This window comes from Streptomyces sp. NPDC058045 (genome assembly GCF_042885635.1).
Lineage (GTDB): Bacteria > Actinomycetota > Actinomycetes > Streptomycetales > Streptomycetaceae > Streptomyces.
The window spans coordinates 23,321-31,582 of the sequence record NZ_JBHVRR010000004.1 but is presented as its reverse complement, the minus strand read 5'-3'; the positions used below and the strand labels follow the sequence as shown (position 1 = coordinate 31,582).

At 71.9% G+C, this 8,262-nt stretch carries 7 protein-coding genes; 1 reads left to right on the top strand and 6 read right to left on the bottom strand.

What is annotated here, in order from left to right; genetic code table 11:
* Positions 1-40: 40 nt before the first annotated feature.
* A complete protein-coding gene (locus tag ACFVST_RS04040; protein WP_390146649.1) occupies positions 41-400 on the bottom strand; it encodes an NADH-quinone oxidoreductase subunit A in 360 nt (119 codons plus the stop codon).
* A gap of 867 nt (positions 401-1,267) precedes the next feature.
* Here ACFVST_RS04040 and ACFVST_RS04035 point away from each other — a divergent pair.
* Complete coding sequence (locus ACFVST_RS04035; protein WP_390146647.1) at positions 1,268-2,098, top strand: C40 family peptidase; 831 nt, start codon at positions 1,268-1,270, stop codon at positions 2,096-2,098.
* A gap of 88 nt (positions 2,099-2,186) precedes the next feature.
* Here ACFVST_RS04035 and ACFVST_RS04030 read toward each other — a convergent pair whose 3' ends face one another.
* The 5 genes from ACFVST_RS04030 to ACFVST_RS04010 form a co-directional block, all read right to left on the bottom strand.
* Entirely contained in the window at positions 2,187-3,470 is a 1,284-nt protein-coding gene (locus tag ACFVST_RS04030; RefSeq protein WP_390146645.1) for a geranylgeranyl reductase family protein, read from the bottom strand.
* 139 nt (positions 3,471-3,609) lie between these two features.
* Positions 3,610-4,308 (bottom strand): demethylmenaquinone methyltransferase, encoded by a 699-nt coding sequence (locus ACFVST_RS04025; protein ID WP_390146643.1) that lies wholly within the window; start codon positions 4,306-4,308, stop codon positions 3,610-3,612.
* 181 nt (positions 4,309-4,489) lie between these two features.
* Positions 4,490-5,089, bottom strand: coding sequence for a hypothetical protein (locus ACFVST_RS04020; protein WP_390146641.1), 600 nt, complete (start codon positions 5,087-5,089; stop codon positions 4,490-4,492).
* 8 nt (positions 5,090-5,097) lie between these two features.
* The gene (gene mqnC / locus ACFVST_RS04015; protein ID WP_390146639.1) at positions 5,098-6,318 is read right to left on the bottom strand and encodes a cyclic dehypoxanthinyl futalosine synthase; all 1,221 of its coding nucleotides are present in this window, start codon (positions 6,316-6,318) and stop codon (positions 5,098-5,100) included.
* Positions 6,319-6,459: 141 nt separating this feature from the next.
* Positions 6,460-8,244, bottom strand: coding sequence for a protein kinase (locus ACFVST_RS04010; RefSeq protein ID WP_390146637.1), 1,785 nt, complete (start codon positions 8,242-8,244; stop codon positions 6,460-6,462).
* Between the last annotated feature and the right edge of the window lie 18 nt (positions 8,245-8,262).

The following is an 8,262-nucleotide window of genomic DNA, read 5'->3' as shown; positions in this document are numbered from 1 at the left end:
ACCCCTCTAGATCCCTCGCGGACTTGATCCCTCGCGGCCTTCAGTCCCATTCCAGGCCGCCACGCCGCCACACGTACGCGTACGCGACGAAGACGGTGAGCACGAAGAGCAGCATCTCGACGAGCCCGAACAGACCCAGGGCGTCGAAGCTGACCGCCCAGGGGTAGAGGAAGACGATCTCGATGTCGAAGACGATGAACAGCATCGCCGTCAGGTAGTACTTGATCGGGAACCGTCCGCCGCCGGCCGCTGTCGGCGTCGCCTCGATACCGCACTCGTAGGCCTCCAGCCTGGCCCGGTTGTACCGCTTTGGACCGACCAGCGTGGCCATGACCACGGAGAAGATCGCAAAGCCTGCCCCGAGGGCTCCCAGTACGAGGATGGGCGCATAGGCGTTCACCGCTCCTCGCTCCTCTCAGTCGGCACTGACTGCTTCGTCGGCGCCGGGCGCGCCCCCTGTCTCCATGCGCTGCGCGGAGACCGCGTCCCGCGCCCTCTCAACTCAATGATCGCTCGCATGTGAAGCAGGTCACAAGCCCGGCTGCCCCGCATCCTATGCCCGGCGGTCTGTGACGTGCGACACGGGGTCCAAGATCCGCTTTGTGATCTCCACCACCCGACGAACGATCATGAATTCAGGCGGACTTGAAGCCTCGCACACGATGTGTCCGATCGATCACGATGAGCTACATACACGCAGGTCACCGCTGGTCGCAGCGGTGCGCGCTCTATCAAGGCGCCTACGGCGCAAGCAAATTGGCGCTGGACACAATCACTTGATAGTGGGCTGTTCACACAACAGGCGGAAATCTCCGGCTCGTTGCGGACGTGTGCGCGCGTTCACGAACTTCCACCACCAAGGGCGATCCGGCGCACCCACGAGCGAAAGCCGGAGGGGACGGATCGGATTTCACCCCTCTCATGCGCATGATCCGGACATCTCCCCGATGAACTGACACCCCGTCACCTATCGCCGGCAGCAGGAGGGGACGCCGGGAGCAGGGTGACCGTTCCGTGACCTATCCCACAGGGCTCGCGCGGCACCGGAAGCCGGGCTTGGCCAACCACCTCAACCGGTGGTAAGTCGCGGGCAATTCGGGCGTATTGCTGAAAGGCCATGATCAACGGCATGATCACTACTGCCCGTATTGCCCGTTACGGCGTCAATAAGGAGCGGCGCGCCCGGGATTCGGCCGCGAAGGCGGCAACTGTGGCGCACCACACGTTTCTTGAAGGTAACGGCGGCGCCCTGATAGCGCTTGTACCCATGTCCCACACCGCTCACATACCCAGCCACCGGAAGCCCCGCCGCAGCGCCTCGAAGATGGCCCTGCGCGCCGGAGTCGCCGGTGGCGTCCTCAGCACCCTGGCAGTGGCCGGTGCGTCCGGTACCGCCAGTGCGGCCGAGCCCGTGGCCGAGACCGCGGCGCTCCCCACGCTCACCGCGGACCTGGCCAGCCAGTCCGCCCAGGCCGCCGACGCCACCCAGCAGCGCGCCGCCGCCTACGAGCTGCAGGCCACCCAGGAATCGGCCGCCGCGAAGGCCGTGAAGCAGGCCAAGAAGGACAAGGCCACCGCCGAGCGCAAGGCGGCGGAGGCCAAGAAGAAGGCCGAGGCCGAGGCCAAGCGGAAGGCCGCGGCGGCCGCCCGGGAGCGCGCCTCCCGCGCCGCGGAGCGCACCACGCTCTCCACCAGGTCCGGCGCCTCCACGCCCGCCCCGGCGCCCGTCTCCGCCCCGGCCAGCGGCAGCGTCGCCAGTGTCATCTCGTTCCTCAAGGCGCAGCTCGGCGACGCCTACGTGATGGGCGGCACCGGCCCCAACTCCTGGGACTGCTCCGGCCTGGTGCAGGCCGCCTACCGGCAGGCGGGGGTGAGCCTGCCGCGTACCTCGCAGGCCCAGTCCACCGTCGGCACCCAGGTCTCCGTGTCCAGCGCCCAGGTCGGCGACATCCTCTACTGGGGCGGCGCCGGTTCCGCGTACCACGTGGGCGTCTACATCGGGAACGGCCAGTACCTGGACGCCGCGAACCCCTCCAAGGGCGTCGTCATCCAGAACCTCTCCGGCTACCCGGCGAGCGGCGCGGTCCGCGTCCTCTGAGTCCGCTGAGCCTCCGAGTACCGAGCGCATGAGAAGGGCGCCGCACCTCCCCGGTGCGGCGCCCTTCTCGTGCGGTTCCAAGGTCGGCTCAGGCCTTGGGGGCCATCTTGGTCAGGCCGTTGATGACCCGGTCCATGGCGTCGCCGCCGGTGGGGTCGGTGAGGTTGGCGAGCATCTTCAGCGTGAACTTCATCAGCACCGGGTGCGTCAGCCCGCGCTCCGCGGCGAGCTTCATCACCTTCGGGTTGCTGATCAGCTTCACGAAGACGCGGCCCAGCGTGTAGTAGCCGCCGTAGGTGTCCTTGAGGACCTTCGGATAGCGGTGCAGGGCCAGCTCCCGCTGGGCGTCGGTGCTCCGGGCGTGCGCCTGCACCACGACATCCGCGGCGAGCTCCCCGGACTCCATGGCGTACGCGATGCCCTCACCGTTGAACGGGTTGATCAGGCCGCCCGCGTCGCCGACCAGGAGCAGGCCCCTGGTGTAGTGCGGCTGGCGGTTGAAGGCCATCGGGAGGGCGGCGCCGCGGATCGGTCCGGTCATGTTGTCCGGGGTGAAGCCCCAGTCCTCCGGCATCGACGCGCACCACGCCTTGAGGATCTTCCGCCAGTCCAACTCCCGGAACGCGGGCGAGGCGTTGAGCACCCCGAGGCCCACATTGGAGGTGCCGTCGCCCATCCCGAAGACCCAGCCGTAGCCCGGCAGCAGATGGGGCTTGTCACCGCGCCGGTCCCACAGCTCCAGCCACGACTCCAGATAGTCGTCGTCGTGCCGGGGCGAGGTGAAGTAGGTGCGGACGGCGACGCCCATCGGGCGGTTCTCCCGGCGGTGCAGGCCCATCGCCAGCGACAGCCGGGTGGAGTTGCCGTCGGCGGCGACCACCAGCGGCGCGTGGAAGGTGGTGGGCGCCTTCTCCTCGCCGAGCTTGGCGTGCACACCGGTGATCCGGCCGGTGCGCTCGTCCACGATCGGCTCGCCCACATTGCACCGCTCGTACAGCCGGGCGCCGGCCTTCTGCGCCTGGCGGGCGAGCTGCTCGTCGAAGTCGTCGCGCTTGCGGACCAGTCCGTAGTCCGGGTACGAGGCCAGCTCCGGCCAGTCCAACTGGAGGCGGGTCCCGCCGCTGATGATCCGCAGGCCCTTGTTGCGGAGCCAGCCGGCCTCCTCGGAGACATCGATGCCCATTCCGACGAGCTGCTTCACGGCACGCGGTGTGAGGCCGTCACCGCACACCTTCTCCCGCGGGAAGGCGGTCTTCTCCAACAGCAGTACATCGAGGCCGGACTTGGCCAGGTGGTAGGCGGTGGTGGACCCGGCGGGACCGGCCCCGACGACGATCACGTCCGCGGTGTGTTCGGAGAGCGGCTCGGTCACGGCGGGTTCTCCCCCAGACTGGAAAGCTGCGTGCCGGACGGCACTGGACACCCGGCAGTCTATGCAGCGCCGCCCACCGGCCCGCCGCGGCGTCCGGCGACGACAAGCGCCGCCGTACGCGGCCGGGGCACCCCCGCGCTCACACCCCCGGCTTGAAGCCTCGGTGCACGGCGGCGACACCGCCGGAGAGATCACGCCACGCCACCCGCGACCAGCCCGCCTCCCCCAACCTCCCCGCCAGCTCCCGCTGATCGGGCCAGGCCCGGATCGAATCGGCGAGATACACATACGCCTCCGGATTCGAGGAGACGGCGCGGGCCGCGGGCGGCAGCGCCCGCATCAGGTACTCGCTGTACACGGTGCGGAACGGCGCCCACGTCGGATGGGAGAACTCGCAGATCACCACCCGCCCACCGGGCCGCGTCACCCGCAGCATCTCCCGCAGCGCGGCACCGGTGTCCTGCACGTTGCGCAGCCCGAAGGAGACGGTGACCGCGTCGAACGCCTCGTCCCGGAACGGCAGTCGGGTCGCGTCGCCCGCGGTGAACGGCAGCCACGGGTGGCGGCTCCTGCCCACCCGCAACATGCCCGTGGAGAAGTCGCAGGGCACCACATAGGCCCCGGCGCGGGTGAGGGGCAGCGAGGAGGTGCCGGTACCGGCTGCCAGGTCCAGCACCTTCTGCGCCGGGCGCGCGTCGACGGCACGCGCCACCTCGCGACGCCAGCGCCGGGCCTGCCCCAGGGACAGCACGTCATTGGTCAGGTCGTACCGTTCCGCCACGTCGTCGAACATCGAGGCGACTTCAGCCGGCTTTTTGTCCAGGGATGCGCGATTCACGGAGCCCATTGTGCCTGCCCTTTCCAGGCTCGGTTCGCCTCCGGGGCGCTCCAGCCGGTGTCGAGACCACGCCCGTGCTCGACCACTCGTTCCTCGCGGCCTCCGCGCGGGCGCGGTCTCGACACCGGCCGCGCCCCTTCGGCTCACTCGCCGGTCGACTCGGGGACCGGATCGGGCGCCGTCATCGCCCCCGGTAGACCAGGCGGCCGGCGATGACCGTGGCGACGCAGGTGGTGGCGCCGAGGTGGACCAGGGCGGGGCGGTCGGGGACGTCGAAGACGGCGAAGCGGGCGGGGGCGCCGGGGGTCAGGGGCGGGAGGAGGACCAGCGATACCGGGGAGAGCGCGGGCGGGCCCGGCAGCCTCTCCGGGCGGTGGCCGACGGCGAGGCCCGCGCGGCGTACCGCGTCCACCGCGGCCCGGGAGCGCAGTTCACCGGCGACGGCGACCGTGCCGTGCGCCAGCATCCGCTGCACCCCGCGCCGTGCGCTGGCGCCGGCCCTGGCCGGGTCGGCGGCGAGCAGTCGGCGGGCCCGGTCGCCGCCGATCGGCTCGGTGCCCAGCTCGGCGGCCTCCCGCGGATCGGGGTGGTAGGTGGCCTCCAACAGCTCGGAACCGTACGGGTTGAGCAGGCCGGGGGTGAGGATGCCGGGCCAGCGGCGCAGCCGGGCGTCGGGGTGCGCCTCGGCCAGCTCCCGGTACGGGCCGACGGCGGCGATCCGGGCGCCGTCGACCAGGACCGAGGTCCCGGGGTCGGCCTCGGCGGTGTGCAGGGTGATCACGGCGGGCCTCAGTCGGTGGCGACCAGTTTCAGTTCGGGGTGGGCCGTGCCGCCGTCGAGGGCGGTGGAGGAGATGTGCGAGCTGACGCGGTCGTCCACCGGGTCGTTCGCCGGGTCGTCGTGGACCAGCAGATGCTCGTACGTGGTGGCGCGCTGGGCGGGGACCCGGCCGGCCTTGCGGATCAGGTCGATGATCTCCAGCCGGTTGGAGCGGTGCCGGGCGCCCGCGGAGGACACCACGTTCTCCTCCAGCATGATCGAGCCGAGGTCGTCCGCGCCGTAGTGCAGGGACAGTTGGCCGACCTCCTTGCCCGTGGTCAGCCAGGAGCCCTGGATGTGCGCCACGTTGTCCAGGAAGATCCGGGCGATGGCGATCAGCCGCAGGTACTCGAAGAGGGTGGCCTGGGTGCGGCCCTTCAGATGGTTGTTCTCCGGCTGGTAGGTGTACGGGATGAAGGCGCGGAAGCCGCCGGTCCGGTCCTGTACGTCGCGGATCATGCGCAGATGCTCGATCCGCTCGGCGTTGGTCTCGCCGGTGCCCATCAGCATGGTGGAGGTGGACTCCACGCCCAGCCGGTGCGCCGCCTCCATGATCTCCAGCCAGCGTTCGCCGGACTCCTTCAGCGGGGCGATCGCCTTCCGCGGCCGGGCCGGCAGCAGTTCGGCGCCGGCCCCCGCGAAGGAGTCCAGACCCGCCGCGTGGATGCGGGTGATGGCCTCCTCCACGGACACCCCGGAGATCCGCGCCATGTGCTCCACCTCGGACGCGCCCAGCGAGTGGATCACCAGCTCGGGGAACGCCTTCTTGATGGCGGAGAAGTGCTGCTCGTAGTACTCCACGCCGTAGTCCGGGTGGTGGCCGCCCTGGAACATGATCTGGGTGCCGCCCAGTTCGACGGTCTCCGCGCAGCGCCGCAGGATGTCGTCCAGGCCGCGGGTCCAGCCCTTGTCGGTGTCCTTGGGGGCCGCGTAGAACGCGCAGAACCTGCACGCCGTGACACAGACGTTGGTGTAGTTGATGTTCCGCTCGATGATGTACGTGGCGATGTGCTCGGTGCCCGCGTAGCGGCGGCGGCGGATCGTGTCGGCGGCGGCGCCCAGCGCGTGCAGCGGCGCGTCCCGGTACAGGACCACGGCCTCCTCCGCGCTGATCCGCCCACCGGCGGCGGCGCGTTCGAGGACTGCGGTGACATCGACACCGGGGGAAGCGAAGTCGGCCTGCTCGGTCACCGGCGTCCCTTTCATCGGATTTCATCGGGGGTCATCGGGGCTCATCGGGCACATCGGGTGTGGCTGTTCAGCAGCGGCGATGTGCTGCCGCACGGACCGATCCAGCGTACGCCAGGGCCCCGCGCCGGACGCGGCGGGCGGTCAGTCGTCGCGGCTGAGCCGGGCCGAGGGGTTGCCCGCCTTCGGGTCGACGGAGGTGTACCGCAGGTCGTCGCCGACCGGCTTCAGAAAGACGGTGTGCGCGGCCTGCGAGCAGAGCGGCCCGTTGCCGCTGTCGCCGCGCCCGGTGGCGGTGATCCGGCCCCCGTCCGCCTTGTCCAGGGTGAGCACGTCCTTGCAGCGGCTGCCGTACAGATCGGTGACGAGGGTGGCGAAGCGGGCACCCTTGCGGGCCTGGTGGACCTCCAGCGCGAAGGTCCCCACCGGCAGCCCTCTGCTGCTCTGCGCCTCCCCCTTCCAGTGCCCGAGGTACGCCTTGGGTACGGCGGTCGCCGAGTCGCGCGCGGGGGCGCTGGCGACGGGCGAGTGGTCGGCGCCGGCGGCGGGGCCGTCGCCGTTCCCGGATCCGGGCAGCACATCGAGGAGGAAGGCACCGCCAAGGGTGACCGCGGCGAGCGCACCCGCCACGGCCAGGGCGAGGGTGCAACTCACCTGGCGGCCACGGCCGTTGGACCCGGTACCCGACCCGGCGCTGAGCCGCAGGGAGAACTTCCCCGGCTGCTTGCCGTCGGCCTCCTCCCCACTACGCGGACCGGGCACCGGCGCCTGACCGGGAGCGGTCGGCGGGTGCGCCGGGGAGCCGGGGGGCGGGGTCGCCTCGGTGGGGCGGTAGGAGGGGTCGGGCGGGCCGAAGGTGCCGGAGGCCACGGGTCCGCCGGGGTGCGGTACGGCCGGGCCGGTGGCCGGGGGTGCCACGGTGCCGGTGCCGGGGTCGGCGGTGACGGCGGGGCGGTCGAAGGGCACCGGGCCGGAGAGGGCGCCGCCCGGTGGGACCTCCGCCGCCTCCAGGTCCAGCAGCCGTACCGCGTCCCGGCCGACCTGCTCCACCAGCGGGGCGGGGAGCCAGCCCGCGGCCACCGCTCGGGCGGCGCCCTCGGGGGCGAGCCGGCGGGCCAGTTCGGCGGGGGCCGGCCGGGGCGCCGGGTCCTTCGTCAGGCAGCGGCACACCAGGTCGAGCAGCGGCCCGCCGAGCCCGTCCAGTACCGGTTCCTCGTGCACCACCCGGTAGAGCAGTGCCGCCGAGGAGTCGCCGGGGAAGGGCGGTCGGCCGGTGGCCGCGTAGGCGAGGACGGCGCCCAGGGAGAAGACGTCGGCGGCGCCGGTGACCGCACCGCCGAGGATCTGCTCGGGCGCCATATAGCCGGGCGAGCCGATGGAGACGCCGGTGGTGGTGAGGGAGGCGGTGCCGTCGCTGGCGCGGGCGATACCGAAGTCGATGAGGCGGGGGCCGTCCATGGCCAGCAGCACATTGGACGGTTTCACATCGCGGTGCACCAGGCCCAGCGCGTGGACGTGGGCCAGGGCCTCGGCGAGTCCGGCGCCCAGTGCGCGGACCGAGTGCTCCGGGAGGGGGCGGGGCGGGAGCGGGCTGTCGGGGTCGGCGGGCGGGTCGGGGGTGAGGGCCTGGGCGAGGGACGGGCCGGCCACATAGCCGGTGGCGACCCAGGGCACCGCGGCCTCCGGGTCGGCGTCCAGCACGGGCGCGGTCCAGGCGCCGCCGACCCGGCGGGCCGCGGCCACCTCGCGCCGGAAGCGGGCCCGGAACTGCTCGTCCAGCGCGAAGTGCGGATGCACGATCTTCACCGCGACGGTACGACCGCCCGTGGAACGCCCCAGGTAGACCCGGCCCATGCCGCCGGCACCGAGCCGGCCGAGCAGCCGGTAGGGCCCGACGGCGCGCGGTTCCCCGGCGTCCAGCGGCTGCATCACGACCTCCCCCGTACG